The organism is Pseudomonas sp. NPDC088429, assembly GCF_044753305.1.
Classification (GTDB): domain Bacteria; phylum Pseudomonadota; class Gammaproteobacteria; order Pseudomonadales; family Pseudomonadaceae; genus Aquipseudomonas; species Aquipseudomonas rustica.
The window spans coordinates 73,273-92,520 of the sequence record NZ_JBIVMX010000005.1 but is presented as its reverse complement, the minus strand read 5'-3'; the positions used below and the strand labels follow the sequence as shown (position 1 = coordinate 92,520).

At 60.7% G+C, this 19,248-nt stretch carries 19 protein-coding genes; 4 read left to right on the top strand and 15 right to left on the bottom strand.

From position 1 onward, the window contains the following. Window position 1: 1 nt before the first annotated feature. From pgaB to ACIP66_RS05280, 9 genes are all read right to left on the bottom strand, one after another. On the bottom strand, window positions 2–1,999 hold the full coding sequence (gene pgaB / locus ACIP66_RS05320; protein ID WP_400646051.1) for a poly-beta-1,6-N-acetyl-D-glucosamine N-deacetylase PgaB: 1,998 nt from the start codon (window positions 1,997–1,999) through the stop codon (window positions 2–4). A gap of 12 nt (window positions 2,000–2,011) precedes the next feature. Continuing rightward, on the bottom strand, window positions 2,012–4,492 hold the full coding sequence (pgaA, locus tag ACIP66_RS05315) for a poly-beta-1,6 N-acetyl-D-glucosamine export porin PgaA (protein ID WP_400646048.1): 2,481 nt from the start codon (window positions 4,490–4,492) through the stop codon (window positions 2,012–2,014). A 256-nt stretch (window positions 4,493–4,748) separates the two neighbouring features. Then, the gene (locus tag ACIP66_RS05310) at window positions 4,749–6,254 is read right to left on the bottom strand and encodes a YdgA family protein (RefSeq protein ID WP_159811942.1); all 1,506 of its coding nucleotides are present in this window, start codon (window positions 6,252–6,254) and stop codon (window positions 4,749–4,751) included. A gap of 248 nt (window positions 6,255–6,502) precedes the next feature. Continuing rightward, on the bottom strand, window positions 6,503–7,138 hold the full coding sequence (locus tag ACIP66_RS05305) for an NADH:ubiquinone oxidoreductase subunit N (protein ID WP_400646045.1): 636 nt from the start codon (window positions 7,136–7,138) through the stop codon (window positions 6,503–6,505). A 93-nt stretch (window positions 7,139–7,231) separates the two neighbouring features. After that, window positions 7,232–8,674, bottom strand: coding sequence for an efflux transporter outer membrane subunit (locus ACIP66_RS05300; protein WP_053116452.1), 1,443 nt, complete (start codon window positions 8,672–8,674; stop codon window positions 7,232–7,234). Then, the gene (locus tag ACIP66_RS05295; protein WP_053116451.1) at window positions 8,671–9,573 is read right to left on the bottom strand and encodes an HlyD family secretion protein; all 903 of its coding nucleotides are present in this window, start codon (window positions 9,571–9,573) and stop codon (window positions 8,671–8,673) included. The genes ACIP66_RS05300 and ACIP66_RS05295 overlap by 4 nt, the downstream gene beginning before the upstream one ends. Beyond that, window positions 9,570–9,779, bottom strand: coding sequence for a DUF1656 domain-containing protein (locus ACIP66_RS05290; RefSeq protein WP_007917703.1), 210 nt, complete (start codon window positions 9,777–9,779; stop codon window positions 9,570–9,572). Before ACIP66_RS05290 ends, ACIP66_RS05295 begins: the two co-directional genes overlap by 4 nt. Beyond that, a complete protein-coding gene (locus ACIP66_RS05285; RefSeq protein WP_212546342.1) occupies window positions 9,776–11,839 on the bottom strand; it encodes an FUSC family protein in 2,064 nt (687 codons plus the stop codon). The genes ACIP66_RS05290 and ACIP66_RS05285 overlap by 4 nt, the downstream gene beginning before the upstream one ends. Further along, the gene (locus ACIP66_RS05280) at window positions 11,836–12,264 is read right to left on the bottom strand and encodes a MarR family winged helix-turn-helix transcriptional regulator (RefSeq protein WP_159812031.1); all 429 of its coding nucleotides are present in this window, start codon (window positions 12,262–12,264) and stop codon (window positions 11,836–11,838) included. The genes ACIP66_RS05285 and ACIP66_RS05280 overlap by 4 nt, the downstream gene beginning before the upstream one ends. A gap of 201 nt (window positions 12,265–12,465) precedes the next feature. On the opposite strand from ACIP66_RS05280, the gene ACIP66_RS05275 reads away from it, so the two are divergent. Both ACIP66_RS05275 and ACIP66_RS05270 read left to right on the top strand, forming a co-directional pair. Beyond that, window positions 12,466–12,744 (top strand): CopG family ribbon-helix-helix protein, encoded by a 279-nt coding sequence (locus ACIP66_RS05275; protein WP_400646040.1) that lies wholly within the window; start codon window positions 12,466–12,468, stop codon window positions 12,742–12,744. Then, window positions 12,741–13,022, top strand: coding sequence for a type II toxin-antitoxin system RelE/ParE family toxin (locus tag ACIP66_RS05270; protein WP_158830278.1), 282 nt, complete (start codon window positions 12,741–12,743; stop codon window positions 13,020–13,022). Before ACIP66_RS05275 ends, ACIP66_RS05270 begins: the two co-directional genes overlap by 4 nt. Window positions 13,023–13,025: 3 nt before the next feature. On the opposite strand, the gene ACIP66_RS05265 is transcribed toward ACIP66_RS05270, so the two are convergent. Together ACIP66_RS05265 and ACIP66_RS05260 are read right to left on the bottom strand one after the other, a co-directional pair. Beyond that, a complete protein-coding gene (locus ACIP66_RS05265) occupies window positions 13,026–13,271 on the bottom strand; it encodes a DUF2789 domain-containing protein (RefSeq protein ID WP_400646037.1) in 246 nt (81 codons plus the stop codon). A 129-nt stretch (window positions 13,272–13,400) separates the two neighbouring features. Next, window positions 13,401–13,862 (bottom strand): aminoacyl-tRNA deacylase, encoded by a 462-nt coding sequence (locus ACIP66_RS05260; RefSeq protein WP_053116446.1) that lies wholly within the window; start codon window positions 13,860–13,862, stop codon window positions 13,401–13,403. 173 nt (window positions 13,863–14,035) lie between these two features. Here ACIP66_RS05260 and ACIP66_RS05255 point away from each other — a divergent pair, with 173 nt between their 5' ends. Both ACIP66_RS05255 and ACIP66_RS05250 read left to right on the top strand, forming a co-directional pair. Further along, the gene (locus ACIP66_RS05255; protein ID WP_282353777.1) at window positions 14,036–14,566 is read left to right on the top strand and encodes an NfeD family protein; all 531 of its coding nucleotides are present in this window, start codon (window positions 14,036–14,038) and stop codon (window positions 14,564–14,566) included. 2 nt (window positions 14,567–14,568) lie between these two features. Continuing rightward, a complete protein-coding gene (locus ACIP66_RS05250; protein WP_007917711.1) occupies window positions 14,569–15,327 on the top strand; it encodes a slipin family protein in 759 nt (252 codons plus the stop codon). An 80-nt stretch (window positions 15,328–15,407) separates the two neighbouring features. Here the strand turns inward: ACIP66_RS05250 and ACIP66_RS05245 are convergent, their stop codons facing one another. Genes ACIP66_RS05245 through ACIP66_RS05230 form a run of 4 tightly spaced genes read right to left on the bottom strand, consistent with a single transcriptional unit; the run spans window position 15,408 to window position 19,228 of the window. Beyond that, the gene (locus tag ACIP66_RS05245; RefSeq protein ID WP_400646171.1) at window positions 15,408–16,352 is read right to left on the bottom strand and encodes a sulfotransferase family protein; all 945 of its coding nucleotides are present in this window, start codon (window positions 16,350–16,352) and stop codon (window positions 15,408–15,410) included. Then, window positions 16,340–17,125, bottom strand: a complete 786-nt coding sequence (locus ACIP66_RS05240) for an aspartyl/asparaginyl beta-hydroxylase domain-containing protein (RefSeq protein WP_159812029.1) — start codon at window positions 17,123–17,125, stop codon at window positions 16,340–16,342. The genes ACIP66_RS05245 and ACIP66_RS05240 overlap by 13 nt, the downstream gene beginning before the upstream one ends. Then, complete coding sequence (gene cysC, locus ACIP66_RS05235) at window positions 17,122–17,727, bottom strand: adenylyl-sulfate kinase (RefSeq protein ID WP_212546345.1); 606 nt, start codon at window positions 17,725–17,727, stop codon at window positions 17,122–17,124. The genes ACIP66_RS05240 and cysC overlap by 4 nt, the downstream gene beginning before the upstream one ends. Further along, window positions 17,711–19,228 (bottom strand): TolC family protein, encoded by a 1,518-nt coding sequence (locus ACIP66_RS05230; protein ID WP_158830274.1) that lies wholly within the window; start codon window positions 19,226–19,228, stop codon window positions 17,711–17,713. The genes cysC and ACIP66_RS05230 overlap by 17 nt, the downstream gene beginning before the upstream one ends. Window positions 19,229–19,248 lie beyond the last annotated feature (20 nt).

Sequence of the window (19,248 nt, the reverse complement as noted above, 5' to 3'; positions counted from 1 at the left end):
GTTATGGATTCCATTTGTTGGAGAGTGCAGGCCTTACGATTTTCAGGTCTGGCAGGTTGTCGAGGAAGTTATCCGGGTAGTAACCGAAACTGGTCGCGCCCTGACGCTTGAGACGGCCCATCCAGTCCGCCATCACCGCTGCGTCAATGTCGGCCTGGTCTTTTTTCGTCCAGTCCCGCGCCTGCAATTCGAACACGGTGCGATCCAGTGCCCCGGGACGTTTTTTGACGATTTCGACCAGCGCTTCCAGCCACGGCCCGGACTGCGCCTGCGTTTGTTTTTCCATCAATGGCATGGCCATTGGCGCCGTCCAGTCGTAGGTCGCGAGGAAGTCGTCGAGGTTCTGCGCGAACCACGCTTCGCTGGCCGGATTGATCATCGGCTCGGCAAAAATATTGCGCGCGGTCTGCACCTGCGGGCCACGAATGGCGCGGACTTTGGCAGTCAGCTCGTTGGTGAAATCGATGAGGTATTTGCTCTTGAAACGCGTCCAGCGCTGCATCGCCGCCGGATCATCGCGAAGTGCGGCGATCGAACCCGGAAGACCGTTGGCGGCGTAGACCTTCAGCGCCTGCGGGCCGGCGTCTTCGAAATCCGAGAGCACCGCATCGTCGTGATAAATAATGCCGTCGACCGAGGTCAGTCGCGCCACGTCTTCGTAGATTTCACCGATGATCCGCCGCACTTCCGGATCGAACGGCGACAGGCGTTTGTACTGATCCGGATCGACTGACGTGGTGCCGGTTTTCGGATCCCAGCGCGTCACCCGCGGCAGTTTCGAATCGAGGCCGAAACTCAGCACTGGCATCCACGCGAAGACTTTCACGTGAGCGCGAGTACGCAGTTGCCAGGCGACGCGGTCGAACAGGTCGGCGCGCACCGGCAAATGACGGTTGGGGAAATACAGCGAATGCACCAGGCCATCGCCCTTCGGATCGGCAAAGGCTTGCAGGAACACCGTGTTGGCCCCGAGGTCAGCCATGCGCTGCACCAGTTTGCCGAGGTTGATGTCCTGTTGCGCCGGATCCGGATCGTAGACGTTGTCTAGGTCGACGTGCACCACGCGCATGGCGAAATCGGACTGCACCGCGACGACGCTGTTGGCGAAATGCTCGCCGTCAGGATCGGAGGCGACGAGGAAGCGCGGGCTGCTCATCAGGTTGTCGAGGGTATCGAGGCCGTCATCGAGGGTCAGGGCCATTTCATAGCCCTCCTCACCGACCACGGTCAGCGAAGTACCGTCCGCCGTGCCGTACGGCCAGACCCAGACCCGTGGTTTCTTGCCGGTGACCTTGCGGATTTTCTCCGAGATGTTGGTTACGTCGGTGCGGATCCGCGCCTGGAAATCGGCCTCGGATTCATAACGTTTGGTCACCGGATCGTAGCGACGGGTCGCGGCGGCAGGCTGCATGTTGCCCTGCGGGTTGGCCAGAATGCCTTTGTGGTTGGCGTCGGTGTGCGCAGCGATTTCGACCAGACCGGATTTCGAGATTTCGCGCACCTGATCCCAGGTGAGGAAGTCGGAACGCGCACGCGGTGTGCCGGCGAAATCCACCGGCTGGTTCAGCGGCGTGTCGATCCAGCTGCCGACCGGCGCCAGCAGCGCATGCCAGTTATAGGCGCGCAACACCGGCAGCACGCGGGTGTAGAAGCTCGAATAGCCATCGTCGAAGCTGAGCAGAATGGCTTTCGCCGGCAGCTCCGGGCCGCCCTTGCGCGCAGCCATGATCTGGTCGACCGTAACCGGTTTGTAGCCGTTCTCACGCAGCCAGGCGAGTTGCTCGATCATGCGCTCGGTGCGCACCGCTACCACGGCCTGATCGGGATCGCGATCCTCGATATCGTGGTAGGCGATACCGAGTACGTGGTTTTTCGGCCACGGTTTTTCGCTGGCCGCCACCGGGCGCTCGGACGGCGGCGCGAAGGCCGGAGCTTGCTGGGCGCAAGCGCTGATCAACAGCGCTCCCAGCAGAAGGATGAAACGCGAAATCAAAGGCATCTTCAAACTCTTCTAGAAGCGGAAAGTGAGGTCGACGAGCAGACGCAGATCGGTCTCCCGATCACCGTCGTAGGGCCGGTTGATCACACTGAACAAACCGCCCACCTCGAACACGTCGTTCCAGGCATAGCGTTGGCCGTAGCCGAGTAAGGCCATGCCGCCGGTGCCGTGATCACGCTGGCTGTAAGTACCCGCGCCGGCCTGGAATTGCTGACTCCAGGACGTTTCGTAGCGGTGGTAGAGGACGTGGTTGACGTTGACCAGCGGCATCACGCTGAAGTCGGATTTCGGGTTGAAGTACGGCACGTCATCGGATTTCGAGTTGTGGCTGGTGCCGACTTCCAGACCGGCATCGACCTGAATGTTCGGCGCGCTGTAAACGCCCTCGCGACCCGTGAGCAAGGCTTCGACACGGTCGTTGCCGTCGCTGAAGTGCGACGGGCTCACCGACAGGCGCCACTCGCGGCTTTCGTTGGCGCGCCAGCGAATAAAACCGCTGCCGCCGTTGGCCTTGATGTCGCTGTTGAGCGCGCGCAGCGGTGTTTCAGCCGAGAGGTATTCGAGACTGCCGCCGTACTGCCAGTGGTCGTTGATGTCGCGGGCGATCGCCAGACGCGCGCCCTGTTTGTCGCCGTAACCGTAATCGTGATTGGAGACTTCGGCTTCGAGGGTCATGTCGCGGGTGCGCCGCTCCAGACCGACACGCTGGAAGCGATGGTTGCCGGTGCCTTCGGCAAAATCGCCGGTGGCGTAACCGACGCCCGCAAACACACGCCAATCCTCATCAATCGGCGGGCTGTAAATCGTGCTTTGAATACCGAAATCGCGGCTGCCACTGACCGCACCGGCACCGCTGCTGCCGCCACCGTTGGCCTTGCCGCCGTAGGCTTCGACGCGCAGTTCGGACATGTCGTGGACTTCACGCTCACGGGCCAGACGCTGTACCTGGCGGTTGTCCGGATAACGTGCGACGACGTCATCGGTCAGCGCATCCATCTGCCGCCATTCCTGCAATTCCATCGCGGTGTGCGCCTGACCGATTTCCAGGCCCATGTCGCGCGGCACCATGCTCTCGGTTTCCTTGAGCTGCATTTCTGCGCGGCGTGGCCAGTTGCGGGCTAGGTACAAGTCGGCCTGGGCCAGACGCAAACCGGTATTGCCCGGCGCTTGATCGACCAAGGTCTGAAGGCTTTGCTCGCCGTGGGGCAGATCGGAACTGTAGGTACCGGCCTGCGCTGCGAGTTGCTGGGCGTCCATCCATTCATCGTTCGGGTTGCCGACGGGCAAACCCTTGAGTTCGATGCGCGGACGCTGCGATTTGGCGGCGTCTTCGGCGACTTTGCGCGCCTCGTCGGCACGGTCACTTTCCAGCAACGCGTAATACAGCGCGGTGCTGTCTTCGAGGCGGTTGCCGACGTCGGCGTCCGGCGCGGCGAGCACTTGGCGATACAGGTCGGTGGCGATTTCCGGCTCACGCTGATCGAGATAAGACGCCGCGACCCAACGCAATGCGTAGGTCGGAATCTTCACGCCTTCGGCTTGCAGTTTCTGATATTCGGCGATGACGTCGGCGGTACGCGCACGGGCCTTGAGCGCTCCCATGCGGTCGATGCGCCAGCGGGTCACGTCTTCCTTGGCGCTGGCGTCCGGCGTCCAGGTGGCGAGGAGTTTGTCGTAGTCAGCCAGCGCACGATCGGCGATGACATAGCGTTCCTTTTCACTGCGACTGGCCATTTCGGCAAGACGCACACGCTCAGCGGCCAGATCACCTTCGAGGCGACGCAGCGTGACCGGATCAATCAGTCCCGGACGTTGATTGGCCAGGCGCAGCGCGGGCTCTGGCAGACGGGCCTTTTGCAGGGCGACCACGTATTCGCGGGCAACTTCCGGTTTGTTGCCGGCGCGAATAAAGGCCTGATCGTATTCAAACAGCGCGTCGTACTGTTTGCCCGCGCGATTGAGTGCGTAGCCCAGCGCGAGGCGGCGTGCAGGGTCATCGGGTTTGGCAGCCACCAGCGCTTGGGCGCGCGTCACGGCTTGGTCGGGTTTACCGCCATCCGCTTGCGTCAGGGCCAGGCCCAGTTGCAGGTCGGCGTTATCCGGCTCCAGCGCGAGAGCCTTGTTGTAGACCTGAGTCGCCTGATCCCAACGCTTGAGATTGCGATAAGCACGCGCGGTGGCGGTCAGTGCCTGCACCGGCAGCACGCGGTCGCGGCCCTGGGTTTCATAGACTTGCACAACTTCAGCGTCGAGCCCGGCCCAACTGGCGATTTGCAGGTGATCGCTGATCTGCCCGGTGGTCGACTGACCCGGCGGTACCTGACGCAACACCGTCAGCGCAGGCGTGTACTGCCCGGCACGGGCATCGCGCACCATCTGATCATAGGGTGTGTCGGCAAACGCCATGACCGGCCAAAGCAATTGGCTGCACAGCGCGACACGGAACAACGGGCGTAAACCACGATGCAATACGGGAACATCAATACGCGGCATTCGTCAGCATCCTTACATGGCCAGCCGGGTCGCAATGCCCTCCTTGCCCATTCGTAACGGTGGCCGAAACTGACAGCCTCGGCCAAGCTTAGTCAGGCAGTCTTGCATGCAAGCGTAGACCAATATCGAGAACACAATAATTGTTCAGAATCGCCATGGCGGTTCTGCCGAAAAGTCAAAAACCCAAACCCCAGACAGCAAAACGCCCGGCGTCTGTGCGGTACAGAGGCCGGGCGTTGCTATTAAGCGCGCAGAATTACTGCACTTGCGTGACGCCGGCGAACTTGCTCATCAGGAAGCCGACAAACTGCTCAACGGTCATCTTCTGGCCGTTGAATTCGACCTGATTGGCCGCGTAATGCAGCTTGGTCACGACGTTGCTGCCGTCGACGACGGCCAACTGCGAACCGACCGCCATGCCGGCGAACATGTCGGCCGCTTCCTTGGACTGATCAACGATCGCTTTAGCATCGGTCTGGCCGTCGAGTTGCGCCTGCACGCTGAGCAGATCGATCAGCATCGGCTTCGACACCTGAATGTTCAGGTCGAGCAGCGCGATCAGTTGTTTGGCCAGTTGATCCGGTGGCAGATCCATCGATTGCGGCTTGGTCAGGTCGATGACCAGATTGGCCTTGCTCTCACCGTTGGCGGTATTGAACGAGAGGTTTTCCAGCGCAAATTGCGGGCCGGCAGCCAGCAGTTTTTGCAGATCGGCTTTGACTTGCGCGTCTTCCGCTTCGGTCAGGTTCAGCTCTGGCGCTGGCAAGCCTTGCGCGGCAGCCTCGGCGGCGGCTTTTTCGTACGGCTGCAGCTTGGTCTGGTAGATCTGCATCAACGACAGGGTCGACGGGATGTCGAGGTTTTTCAGGCTCATGGCCAGGTTCGCCGAGCCGATTTTCTTGTCGTTGAACGACACTTCGCCAATCTTGTAGTCGGCGCGACCGGAGGCGTTGCTGCCGTTTTCTTCGGTGAGGTTCTTCATTTCGAAGTTCTTCACGCCGAGCACCGACTGCTTCGGCCCGAAGGTCGATTTGCTGCTGGTCAGCTCGATGGTGTTTTCGCCGGTGTAGTAGCCGTAGGTGCTTTTGGCGAGGTTGCTGGCCAGGGTCAGACCGTTGAGCTCGATCTGTACCGGCGCCTGATCTTCAGCCACGGTCACCAGTTTCAGGTTGTCCATGTAGCCGTTGGCCTTGACCTTCTGCGCCTTGGCGTTGGCGGCGATGTCCATGTTCAGGCCGGAGAATTTCAGGCTCGATTTGTCGTCCAGCGCGGTTTCAAACGGCACCAGTTCGAGGGTGCTGTTGGTCGATTCGTCGTAGCCGATGCTGGTCACGCCTTTGAGCGGCGCGGCGCCTTTGGTGGCGGCAAACCATTTTTCGGTGGCGGCGTTTTTTTCCAGCTCGTAGTTGCTGGTGGCCATGACCGGCAGCCATTTCAGCGACAGCAGACGCGAGAACGGCAGCGGGCCGTGTTCGATGTGGTCAACGAAGAGCAACTCGACCGGCGCGTCGCCGAACATCTCGCCTTCGCCTTTCAGGCGATAGTGCGCGGTGCTGGTGAAGGTGTGGCGATCCAGCGACACCAGTTCCAGCGACGCGGTGCCGTTGGAGCCGGCCATGGCGGTTTGCAGTTCTTTGTTGGCGTTGCTGACGGCGTCGTTCAACACGCCTTCGATTTTGGTCCCGGTGTACCAGGCCCCGCCTACGCTGATCGCGCCGATGGCAACAACAATTCCGAGAAGCACGCCTGCTGATTTATTCATGAATGACCTGATCGATTTCCGTGGCTGTGAGTGTGGTCGTCTTCCCTGAACCCGTGACCGGGTTGCGGCTCGACTCCGCTTAATTCAGCGGTGGAGATTAGCACCGGGCGCGGGAAGTGACCCAATGATTAAAGGTGAAAGAGTGTCTATGGACACTCGGGAAAGCAAAAAGATCGCAGCCTGCGGCAGCTCCTACAGGGAAACGCGTTCCAATGTAGGAGCTGCCGCAGGCTGCGATCTTTTGCTGTTCAGGAATACTGAACCTCAATCTCATCCAACTGATGATCAAAGCTCTTCAGCCGCGCCGTCCAGGTATAAACGAGCACTTCAAAATCCCGATCAATCACCGCCCCACCCGGCCCATCGGCGCGTGGGTCGCAGAAATCCAGCTGATAACGCTCACGGGCCATGGCCGTGGCGACATCGGAGAGTTCGCGGGCGTTGTTGAGCCAGTGCCAGCCCTCGCCATCAATCTGCTTGTCGAGTTCCAGGCACTGTTTTTTCAGCGCTTCGAGGCTTTTTTCCAGCGGCGTGCCGGTGAGTTCGCCCATGACTTCGGCGAACGTTCGGCCCGGTTGCCAGTAGCTGCCCCAGAAATACCGGTCGAACACGGTTTCGACCCGGCGCAGGGCGACTTTGGTGTCCCAGATCTGCACCAAGGTCTTGCCACGTTCCAGCTGGCGTTTTTTCACCCGCTGAACCTGTATCGACGCCCACGCCACACCGACGATCGCCATGACCGCGATCAGCGCCGTCACGCTGTCGAGAAAGATCATGGCCTTGTCGATCTGATGGGCCAGCATGATGCCGTAGAAATAGGTGGCCGACAGCAGCACCAGCGCTGCAAGGGCGCACCAGAAGCCGAGAGCGTAAGGGTTTTTCATTATTGGTTTCCCCTAGACCAGCGCTAGCAATGTGCGCTGGAAGGGTGCTTTGCACGGGGCGCCCTTCCAACACTTCAAAGCATAGCAACGGCCTCAGGGTTTGCCGGGGCTTGGAGCGTGCGTTCGTCCGCTTTCCCAACCGCCGCCGAGGGCGAGGAACAAATCGATCTGGCTCATCGCAACTTGAGTGTTGGCGGCGGCCAGTTGCGCGGTGACATCGGTGTAGGTGCGGGTCGCTTGCAGATCCGCCAGGAACGACTCGCGGCCGGCCTGGAAGAAGCGGTGCGTCTGGTCGGCGGCGAGTTTCGCCGACTGCTCGGCATCGGCCAGCGCATCGCGGCGTTGCAGCAGCGCGCTGTACTGCGCGAGGCCGGTCTGGGTTTCGCGAATGGCGTTGAGCACCACGCCGTCGAAGTGCGCCAGCGCGCCTTGGGTGGTCGCTTCGGCTTCACGGATGCGCGCACGGGCGCCGTTGGTCGGCACTTTCCAGCTCAGCGACGGGCCGAAACCCCAGCGATTGGTCGACGGATCACCGAGGTCGTCGATGATGCCGACGGTGCCGATGGTCGCGCCGATGCTGATGTCCGGGTACAACTCGCCAGTGGCGACGCCGATTCCGGCAGTCGCGGCGGCCAGACGTCGTTCAGCCTGACGAATGTCCGGACGACGCTTGAGCAGTGCGGCGCCATCACCGACCGGCACCAATTGAGCGATTTTCGGCAGTTCGGCGCAGGTCGCAGTGCCTGCCGGCAATTGATCGACCGGTTTCGCCAGCAGCATCGACAGTCGGAACAACCCGGCCTGACGCGCCGCTTCATAGCGCGGCATGTCGGCGCGCAGGGATTTGAATTGGGTTTGCGAACGGGTGACCTGGGTTTCGTCGCCACGGCCGGCGTCGCGCAGACGCTGGATCAGCGTGGTGCCTTGCGATTGCAGGTCGAGGGAATGCTGAGCGATTTCGCGTTCTTCGTTGGCCGCGCAGACTTGCGTGTAAGCGCGAACCACGTCCGCGACCAAGGTGATGCGTGCGGTGTCAGCGGCGGCTTGAGTGGCATCGGCGTTGGCCTTGGCGCCTTCGATGCCGCGCTGCAAGGTGCCCCACAGATCGAATTGGTAAGAAGCGCTGATGCCGATGTCGCCGATATTGGCCACCGGGACTTTTTCCGGCAGCAAAAACGCCTGTCCGGATTCCTGCAAACGCTCGGCGCCCATCTTCACGCCAGCGCTCCAGCCACCGGCCGCTTCGGCTTCATCGACCTGAGCGCGGGCGCGTTGCAAATTAGCCGCCGCAACACGCAGATCGGTGTTGGACGCCATCGCTTGCTGCACCAGCTGATCGAGGCGCGGGTCTTTATACAGTCGCCACCAATCCGCCGGCACCGGCGCCGAGACCACAGGCTTACCGTCGACGGCCAGTTCGCCCTGAAAGTCCTTGCGCTGAACCGCCGAATTCTCAGGCACGTGATAGTCCGGCCCGACCATCTGACACGCCGACAACATCACGCCCAACCCGGCGATCATCAGGGCCCTGCTCATTGCGCGGGCTCCTGCTTTTTATCGTCGACCTTCGAGTCTTCGATGATCGATACCGTGGCAGTGCGCCCGGCGATCATGCGGAAATCTTCCGGCACGTCATCAAAAGCGATCCGCACTGGAATCCGCTGCGCCAGCCGTACCCAACTGAAGGCCGGGTTGACGTTCGGCAGCAGGTTGCTGCCGCTGGTGCGGTCGCGGTCTTCGATGCCGGCGACGATGCTTTCGACATGCCCGCGCAATTTCGCACGGTCGCCGATCACACGGATATCCACCGACTGGCCGACATGAATGCCGTCGAGTTTGGTCTCTTCGAAATAGCCGTCGATGTGGAACGAGTTGCTGTCGACCACCGACAACACCGGGCGTCCGGCGGTGACGAATTCCTGCGGACGCGGCGCGCGGTCGTTGACGTAACCGTCGACCGGGCTGCGAATCACCGAGCGATCAAGATTGAGCTGAGCGCTGTCCACCGCAACTGTGGCTTCGGCCAGTGCCGATTGCGCACGGGCCACACGCGACTGGCTTTCTTCCAGTTGCTCGGCCGGCACCAGGTTACCGAGGCCACGGTTACGTTTGGCTTCGCGCTGGGCCTGAGCGAGGGTTTCTTCGCGATCAGCCACAGCCGCTTTGGCCTGACGCAGGGCCAGTTTGAAGCGATCCTGGTCGATGCTGAACAGCACCTGGCCGCGCTTGATCAACTGGTTGTCTTTCACTTCAACCTGTTGGATCAACCCGGATACGTCCGGGGCGATCTGGATGATGTCGGCGCGAATGTGGCCGTCACGGGTCCACGGCGCAAACATGTAATACATCACCATGCGCCAGACGAGGACAACGGCAAAAGTCACGATCAGCAGGGTCAGTACCACGCGACCGATAGTCAAAAACGGTTTTTTCATGTCATCAGGTATCGACTGAGTGAGTCCACGCCGTACAGAAGTACCGCGTAGAGCGCCACGTTGAACAATGCCCGGTGCCAGACCAGACGGTAAAAGTGCACGCGCGTAAGCACGGCATGCACCAACAAAAACAGCACATAAGTGATGCCCATCAACACCAGCAAGGTCGGCAGGAAAATGCCGCTGATGTCCAGATCACCAATCATAGGGGCGCTCCATCGGGCAGCGGTTCTTCGGGCTCGGCGCTGGAAACGAATTCGACGCCGGGCAGCAACGCCAGACGCAAACCGCTCAAGGCGTGCAACAGGTTTAGCCGGGTTTCATCATCGCCGTGGCCATTGAGTGCGCGGCGGGTGCGGTCCAGAGTCATCAGCAGCGGGGCCGGCGCCGGCAAGCGTTCGCCGGCCTTGAGGCAAGCGCGGAAATACTCACCGACTTCACTGACCACCTGCTGCAACAAAGCGTTCGGCGCGCCAGTCACCCGTGGCGTGTAGGCGAGCAAATCGAGCAGGTTCAGACCGACGCGCACTTCGCGCATGGCGATGCCGGTGTCCTGCCCGGTGAGGGCCAGACGCGGCAGGTGCTGCATCAGCCGATCGAGCAACTGCACACCCAATTTGCGGTGCTCGGCAAGGTTGGCCGGCTCGGTCATATGGACGATGTCTTTCCAGCTGAAACGGGTCAGGCGTTTCGCTGCCAATTCGGCACCAAACGGCCGCGCCACCAGCGTCCAGATAAACGCGAACAGCAGACCGATCGGACCCGCCAGGTTGGAGTTCACGAAAGCGAAAAAGTCCGCATCGTAAGCGCCCTGAATACTGATGAACGACGAGGTGTTGACCAGCGTCAGCAGCATGCCGAGGTAGAAGCGCGGCTGCACCGTCAGCGTGCCGACGCAGATAAACGGGATGGAAAACGCCAGCACCAGCATCGGGAAGTCGTGCAGGTTGGGCAGAATCAAAAACAGATAAAGGCTGGCGAACAGCACCGACATGCCAGTCCAGAAAAAGAACCGGTAAATCTGCGGCGCCGGGTCGTCCATCGAGGCGAAGAAACTGCACGCCACCGCCGCCAGAATCACTGCGCTGCCGCCGTCCGGCCAGCCGAGCAGAATCCACAGCACCGAGGCGGTGATGATCGCCAGAATGGTCGAGGCCACCGAGTAGAGCATCAGCCCACGGTCGATAAACGGTGTCAGCCGACCCAATCGCCAATGCCGGTAAACCGCGCGCCAGTTGTCTTGGCGCTCGCAGACAATCGCGTCCTGCAGGCTGCGGCAGTCCTGCCACAAATCGATGAATTCACCGAGACGGTAGATCGAGTTGGAGAACAGCAGTTGCCGGCGATCTTCCAGTGCTTCGGCACTCGGTTGCAGGGCTTCGAGCTGATCTTTCAGCGCTTGCCAGCGGTCGAGATTGGCGTCTTCATGACCGAGCCATTCGCGGGTCGCGACAAGCAGCGGTTCGAATTTTTCCACCAGCTCAGGCGTGCGCCGTTCGAGGGCGTAGAGCGAATCTTCCAGCGCATCGATCACCGGTAATAGATGAATCATGCGCCCGCGCAATTCTTTGGTGTTGCGCACGGTTTGCGGTCGCGAGCCTTCGTGGGGCAACTGACCGATCATCAATTCGAGGCTGTTGAAGTTGGCGACCATGGCCATGCGCAGCGCGGTGACTTCCTCGGGCTGCACGTCGCGACTGAGGAATTTCAGGCTGTAGGTGGTTGCGTCGGCGAACCACTTGCTCACGGCGTCGTTGAACACCGGCGCCAAGCGTCGCGGCCAGAACATTGCGCCGACCACGGCGGCGACGGCGATGCCGAGGAAAATTTCCTCAGTACGCGCCTCGGCCACGTCCCACACCGCCAGCGGGTTATCCACCACCGGCAAGGCAATCAGCGGCAGGGTGTAACCGGCGAGCATCAATGCGTAGCTGTTGGCGGTGCGCAAATGCAGGGACATGAACAGCAGAATCCCCGTCCACAGCGCGATGACCACCACCAGCACATACGGGCTCTGCACGAACATCGGCACGAAAAACACCGCCGCTGCCGCACCGAGAAAGGTGCCGATCGCACGGTATAACGCTTTCGAGCTGGTCGGGCCGAGGAACGGGCTGGAGACGATGTAGACCGTCGCCATCGCCCAATACGGACGTGGCATTTGCATAAGCAAGGCGATGTACAGCGCGATCATCGACGCTGCAAAAGTCCGCACCCCGTAGAACCAGTCCCGGGCCGGCGGAATGCCGGAGAAAAAACCGTTCAAGAATTAACCACCAATGGCGGGTTGGCCGCCTCAAAAGCTCTGAGTACCCGAAGCGTAGCTTCCAGATCGCTCTGGTCGATGCCCTCAAGCACTTCATGACGCAGACGCACCAGTTCGATCTCCACCGCTTGCACCAGTTCACGACCGGAGTCGGTCAGGCTCAAGCACTTGGCGCGGCGATCATGGGCATCTTCGGTACGGCAGACGTAACCCGAATGACACAACTGATCGAGCAGACGCACCAGCGACGGACTTTCCATCCCGGCCGCTTGCGCCACCTGCACCTGCCGCACGCCCTCGCCCAAACGCCCGATCATCAAGAGCGGCACGGCGCAGGCTTCGGAGATTCCATAGTTGACCAGCGTGGTCTGGCAGATCTTCCGCCAATGCCTGGCGGCCACCACCATGGCACTGCTGATGTTCATCTGGAGAGCGTCGAGGGAATCGGACACGGGGAAATGCACACTGTTAGTTTGCTAACTATCAATATCGCATTGGAGGGGAATTTCAGTCAAGTTTTGAAACAAATTGCTCCACTGGTCGCTCGCACAAACTGAAGCTTTCTAAACCATGTGATGACGATGTATATACCTCGTCAGTACCGAAAATCTTGAAGGAATCTGCAGATGTCAAAACAAGCCGTTTTTACAATGAAGCTCGAGCCGGAGCTGCGTGAGCAATTCATGGCTGAGGCGCAGGCATCCCATCGTCCTGCTTCGCAGATCATGCGAGAAATGATGCGCCAGTTTGTTCGCACACAGCAGGAAGCCCGGGAATACGAAGTCTTCCTGCAACGAAAAGTCGACCTTGCAAGAGAATCGATGGCAGCGGGTGAAGGCGTTTCCAACGAGGAAGTTGAAGCGCAATTCGCCGCCAGGCGCAGGCAGGTAGAAAATCAAGGATGAAGATTATCTGGAGTAAAAATGCCGTACAGGATCGCGAAAAAATCTGGGACTACCTTCACGCAGAAAATCCAGGCGCAGCGCTCGACATGGATCGCCGCTTCACCGAAGCGGCTTCACGCCTGGCCCAAAATCCCAAAATTGGCCCGGTTGGTATCATTGCCGGCACTCGCGAATTAATTCCCCACCCCAGCTACCGGCTTGTCTACCAGCCAGATCAGGATGTGATCTGGATTATGGCGCTGGTTCATACGGCACGGGCCTGGCCTTTCCCAAAGTAGCGATTAGCCCGCCCGCCCCTTGCGCAACAACACATTCAACTGATCCACCACCTCCGCCCAATCGGCATCCTCCAGAATCTCATCGCGTAAAAACTGCGCCTGGCTCTCCGTCCAGAAGAACGCATCGGCCAAGTGCAACTCTGGTTTAAGCGGGGAATGGGTGGCGATGAATTGGTCGATGCTGACCGGGTCGTTGTCCAGGCCGAGTTGTTTGAACAGGGAGGGGAGGCTGTGGGTTGGTTGTTCCATTGCTGAGCTCCTTCAAAAATGGGGTGTATGGAAGATTAATCGCGAGCAGGCTCACTCCTACAGGTGCAATGCAATCCCATTGTAGGAGTGAGCCTGCTCGCGATGAGGCCAGCGAGACCACTGCAAATCCTAATGACTCAACTCCCGCACCTCAGCATGCGGCACCATTTTCAGAAATTCCGGCATGCTCATGTGCAGCAGATAATTGTGGTTGCCCGCCTCCAGGTAAATATCTTTCTGCCGCGTCAGCAACGGGTCGATGACCATGTCCAGCCCGTAGGAATCACCCAGCGGCGGCACCGCGCCGCGTTCGCAGTCGTCGAAGATGTGCGCCAGGTTGCTTTCGCGGGTCAGTTGCCATTCGCCGCTGTTGCGCACTTTGCTCAAGTCCAGATGACGACTGGCCGGCAGCACGGCCATCAGGTAATGCCCGTGGTGGTCGTCGAGGATGATCGATTTGGCCACCCGTTCCGCTGGCACGCCGGCGACGCGCGCGGTTTCCAGGCTGCTCGATGAATGTCGATGAGCAACGACGTCATATTCGCAATGCGCCCGGGTCAGGCTGCTTTGCACCTTTTTTGCCATTCGCATGATGCACCTCGGTGTCGCGCGGAAGGTGGTTGCTGTGTTTTGAGTCTAGTTCGACGGGCCGCTGACGAAGGGAAATCCGCTCACCGGACACATCCGCACATTGATCAAAATTCATCCAGAGCAACCCTCAACTAGACTGAAAGAACCCGCCACTGACGCTCATGGAGAGTCACGTGAACAGCCGATGTTGTGCCTTCGCCTTGCTCCTGCTGACAAGCGCATCCGCCTTCGCCGCCGACACCTCATTGCCAGCGATGAGCCCGGTCGGTCTGTGGCTGATCACGCTGGGCATCGTGTTTCTGATCGCCGAAGCCGCATTGCCCAACTACGGGGTGATCGGTCTGGGCGGGATCATCATGTTTGTCATCGGCGCGCTGATTCTGAGCAACGCCGAACTGCCGGTGCCGATGATGATCGGCCTCGGTTTGATCAGCGCTGTGCTGTTGATCGCTTTGCTGATTCGCGCGCTGAAAACCCGTCCGCGCCACGCCGTCAGTGGCGATGCCGGACTGCTCGGCAGCGTCACCGCGATCACCACCGTGCAACCGGGCGACGCGCGTAACGGCTGGATTCAACTGCAAGGCGAACGCTGGCAAGTGCTCAGCGCGACTCCGCTGCACACCGGGCAATCGGTGCGTGTGGTGGGTCGCAAGGGATTGATGCTGGAAGTGGCCGCGACTGACGCGGCGCCGCTCGGAGAGTGATCATGGGTCTGCAAATCGGTTTTGTTGCGCTGCTGTTGTTGGTCATCGCCCTCGCCGGCTCGACGTTCCGCATCCTGCGTGAATACGAGCGCGGTGTGGTGTTCCAGCTCGGACGTTTCTGGCAGGTCAAAGGCCCGGGCCTGATCCTGCTGATTCCGGTGGTGCAGCAAATGGTTCGGGTCGATCTGCGCACCGTCGTCCTCGACGTACCGCCGCAGGACGTGATCACTCGCGACAACGTGTCGGTGAAGGTCAACGCGGTGTTGTATTTCCGCGTGCTCGATCCGCAGAAAGCGATTATTCAGGTTGAGGATTATCTGTCGGCCACCAGCCAATTGGCGCAGACCACTTTACGCGCGGTGCTGGGGAAACATGAACTGGATGAACTGTTGGCCGAACGCGAGCAATTGAACATCGACATCCAGCAAGTACTCGACGCGCAAACCGATGCCTGGGGTATCAAGGTCGCCAACGTCGAAATCAAACACGTCGACCTTAATGAATCGATGGTGCGCGCCATCGCCAAACAGGCCGAAGCCGAGCGGGAACGGCGGGCCAAGGTGATCCACGCCGAGGGCGAATTGCAGGCGTCGGAAAAACTGATGCAGGCTGCGGAAATGCTCGGGCGTCAGCCTGGGGCGATGCAGTTGCGGTATATGCAGACGCTGAGCTCGATTGCCGGCGACAAGAGTTCGACGATTGTTTTTCCGTTGCCGATTGAGTTGCTCAAGGGGATGGCGGATTTGTCCGGCAAGTCCTGAGGAGCAAAAGATCGCAGCCTGCGGCAGCTCCTACAGGGGATCACGTTCCAATGTAGGAGCTGCCGAAGGCTGCGATCTTTTCAGGCACCACGCAATTTTTCCAAAGCTTCGTAGGGCGCTCGCGCACACGTTTGCACACGCGCCTGCAACAGCGCCGAAGCCTCGCGGCGTTTGTCTTCAGCATCGGCAACAAACACTTGCGAAGGCTGTTTCGCATGCTGCGCGGCAGCGGCAAACACCTGCTGAGTCTGCACATCATTCAATCGAAAGAACCGCGCCAAGCGCCCAGCCATCGCATCAGGCAACTCACTGTAATTAACCGCCAAACCGCCGGAACCACGGCAATGCAGCAACCCCGCCTCCAACAACCGCCCCAAACGCCGCGCGATAAAATCTTCACGGCCCTCGAACTGCAACCCATCCTCCAATACGCAATCACCGAGCATGCCCGGCACCATGTGCATGCCCGGACGGCGCAGATGGGAAACAGCAATTTCCAGCGGATCACGATAGAGAAACAGCCACGGCGTGTCCGGGAAACAGGTCTGCAACAGCGGCCATTCACCGATGTTCCAGGCATCAAGTTTGACCACTAAACGCTGTTCAACACCGCGTCGGCGCTGACCATACGCCGAGAGCAAGCCGACGATGGCGGCCCGGCGTTCGGCATCAGGCAAATCACCGCGCATCAACGCATCCAGCGGTGGCGGTTCCGACACCACGATGTGATCGTCGAGTTGCGCGAGCATCTGACTGAGCAAGGTCGAACCGCAGCGCGAAGCGTGCAGAATGAATGCACTCGGGGCGATTCCCGGGCTCTGCGCTTGCCATTCGGTGAGTACCGCCAATGACGTCTGCCGCCGAAACGCCTGATTGAACGGCAGCCGCAACGCGTCATCGACCGCCTCGCGAAAAAACGGCTGATGCAACGGCGTGTCACCGAACCAGCACCAATCCACCTGCCACTGCCCGTCGACCGGCCAGACACGAATCGGCAACCAGCCGTCGAAGCTCAAGCACTCCATTGTTCGTGCCATTGCCGACGACCATTGCGCATCGCCGCAAGCAGTTCCTCGCGAGAAAACCTCAAGCCACGTTCAGCAGCGAGTGCCCGTGCCTGACTGATGAATACCTCAGGATCGTCCAGCGTGCGCAAGGCCAGAGCCAGCGCGACGTCCTCGCTCACCAGCCGCTGAAAACGTTGCAACGCGGTATCCGCCACACCGGGTTGAGGCGTGCTCGACAGGCCTTGGTCGATCATCTGATCAAGCCAGGCACCCGGCCGGCAATCAATGACCAGATGCACCCGCGCCGACGTGTCACGGTTATCCACACGGTGCCGACGGGCAAGGTCGAGAAACCAGCATTCGCCCGCCTGCATGGGCATGCGCTGACCGTCGAGCCAGAAATCGACATGCGGCGGGCTGAGCAATGGAATGTGCAGGCGCCGATCGGCGTCGGGGCCATCGAGGTCATAATCGCGATGCTCGTGAATCTGTCCACCGGGGCCCAGGCGCAGCAAGCGCGCGCTGACGATCTCCAGCGGCAAATCGCGCAGGCCCTGGCGCCAGCGATCATCGTCCAGCCACGGCGCGCGTTGCTGCGGAGCACCGCGCCCGGGCGACAGTTCGGTCAACGCATCGGCTGCCGAAATCAGCGCGACGCCACTCCAGTCACCCGAAAAATACTCGGTGTTGAAGTGACTGCGCCAGGCGTCGTCGGCAATCGCCGCCAGCGCTTGCAGCAACAGCGGCAAATCCACCGTCACCGGCAAACGCGAGAACGCCGGCCGGCTCATTTCCTGGGCAACACCGCGCACTCGCCGAGCCAGGTCAGCAATCGATCAAGGCAGGCTTCGACCGTTTGCGCACCGGTGTCGAGCACCAGCGACGCCTGCGTTGGCGGCTGATACGGTGCCGACACTCCGGTAAATCCAGCGAGGTCACCGCGTCGCGCCCGTGCGTAATGTCCTTTCGGGTCGCGCTGTTCGCAAACAGCCAGAGAGGCGCTGCACCAAACGTCGCGATAGTCCTCACCTAACCGTTGCGCGAACACCTCACGTAGCTCAACCAGTGGCGCAATCATCGCCAAAATCACGATTTGCCCGTTTTCCACCAGCAACGCGGCGAGCTCGCTGGCGCGACGAATATTTTCCTGGCGATCAGCGTCGGTGAATCGCAGATCCCGATTGAGCCCGATGCGCAAACCGTCGCCATCCAGTACCAAGCTTTGCAAACCTCGCCCGAACAACTCGGCGTGCAGCGCCTGCGCCAATGTCGACTTGCCCGCCGCCGGCAGGCCGGTCAACAGAATCGCTGCACCGCGATGCCCATTTCGAACCTCGCGTTGGGTGCGGCTGACACTGGCGCTCGGCGCCAGCACATCACTGCGCCGGAGCATGCGCCACCACTGGCGTCGAGATATCCCCCGCCGCCCAAGCCGATTCACGGTTGGCCAGCGCGGTGGCAATCGACTGCACTTCGGTCGACTGCACCTGATCCGGCAGCGGATCGAGGCCGGCACTGGCGAAGATCTGGCCATACGCATTGCGCAGATCGGCGTACGACAGATCGCGGCGCAGATCCGCTTGCAGGTTGTTCAGCTCGCCCTGAATCAGTTCCAGCTCACCGATCCCTGCTGCCTGATGACGGTTGCGCAACTGGCCGACGATTTGTCCGTCGATGTCCGACAGTTGCTGATTGGTCTTGAACTGGCGCAACGCTTCTTGATAGTTGGCGTTGGCCACATAGAGCTGCGCGAGCACCGCGATCGACATCGCCTGACGCCGCGCGGTGGCGACTTCTTCACCGGCCTTGGCGACGTTGATTGCAGCGGGTGCGGAGATCACGTTGAACAGGTTCCAGGTGATTTTCACGCCGTAATCGGCCCAGCCCTGTTCGACGAGGAACGAGTTGCTGTCGTAATGGCCACCGGCGGAAAACTCCAGGCCTGGCAGCAGGCGCAGCATGGCCTTGCGGGTTTCGGCAGCGCTGATGCGCGTCTGGTAGTCCTGCTCGCGCAGTTCCGGGCGACTGGTCAGGGCTTCCTGCTCCAGTTTCGCCAGATCGACCTTGAGCTCGGGAATCTGATAACCGTCATCAGTGGCCAAGGTCAGGTTGGTGCCCAGCGGCAGGTTGATCAGGGTGGCCAGTTCGGTTTTCGCCAGCGACAACGCGCGGCGCTGCTCTTCCAGTTGGCGGGTCGCTTCGATCAGCGAACGCTGATAACCGAGCGATTGCACCGGATCACCAATACGCTGATCACTCAGGGTCTGGCTGTTGTCGCGGGCGGTCTGCACACGCGCCATCAGGCTGTCGATTTGTTTGAGCAGACGCTCGGCGGCCATCGCTCGCCAATAGGCCGAACGTACGTCCTGGACGATGGTGTTGATCACCTTGCGGCGCCGTTCCTGAACGATCAGGCGCTGGTCACCCTGCTGCTTGGCGCTGATGTAGCTGACGCCGAAGTCGAGGACGTTCCAGACCATGGTCAGGTCGGCAACGTCGCGGTCACGGTCCTGCGAGGTCGATGGTTCAAGAGACTGGGTGCCGGTGCGCACACTCTGGCTGCTGGAGGCGTTGACGTTGTTGCGCCCGACGTACCCGGCGTCCAGCGCCATGCGCGGCAGCATGTCGAAACTGGCGAGGTCGAGCTGCCGCTTGGCCAGCGCTTCCTCCATGATCTTCAAGCGACCTTCGAGGTTGTATTTCACCGCGCGGGCCATGGCCTGGTGCAGGGTCAACGGGCCGCGCAGCGGTTCCTGATCCTTGTACATGCCTTGCAGATCGCTTTTGGCGCGCTGCTCGCTGACGCTGCGTTCAATCGGGTCACTGGTCACTGCACATCCGCTGATCGCCAGCGCCAGCAGGCTGGCGCCGAACAACTTCTGACTTTTCTTCATCCCTGGATCGCCCCTAGGTC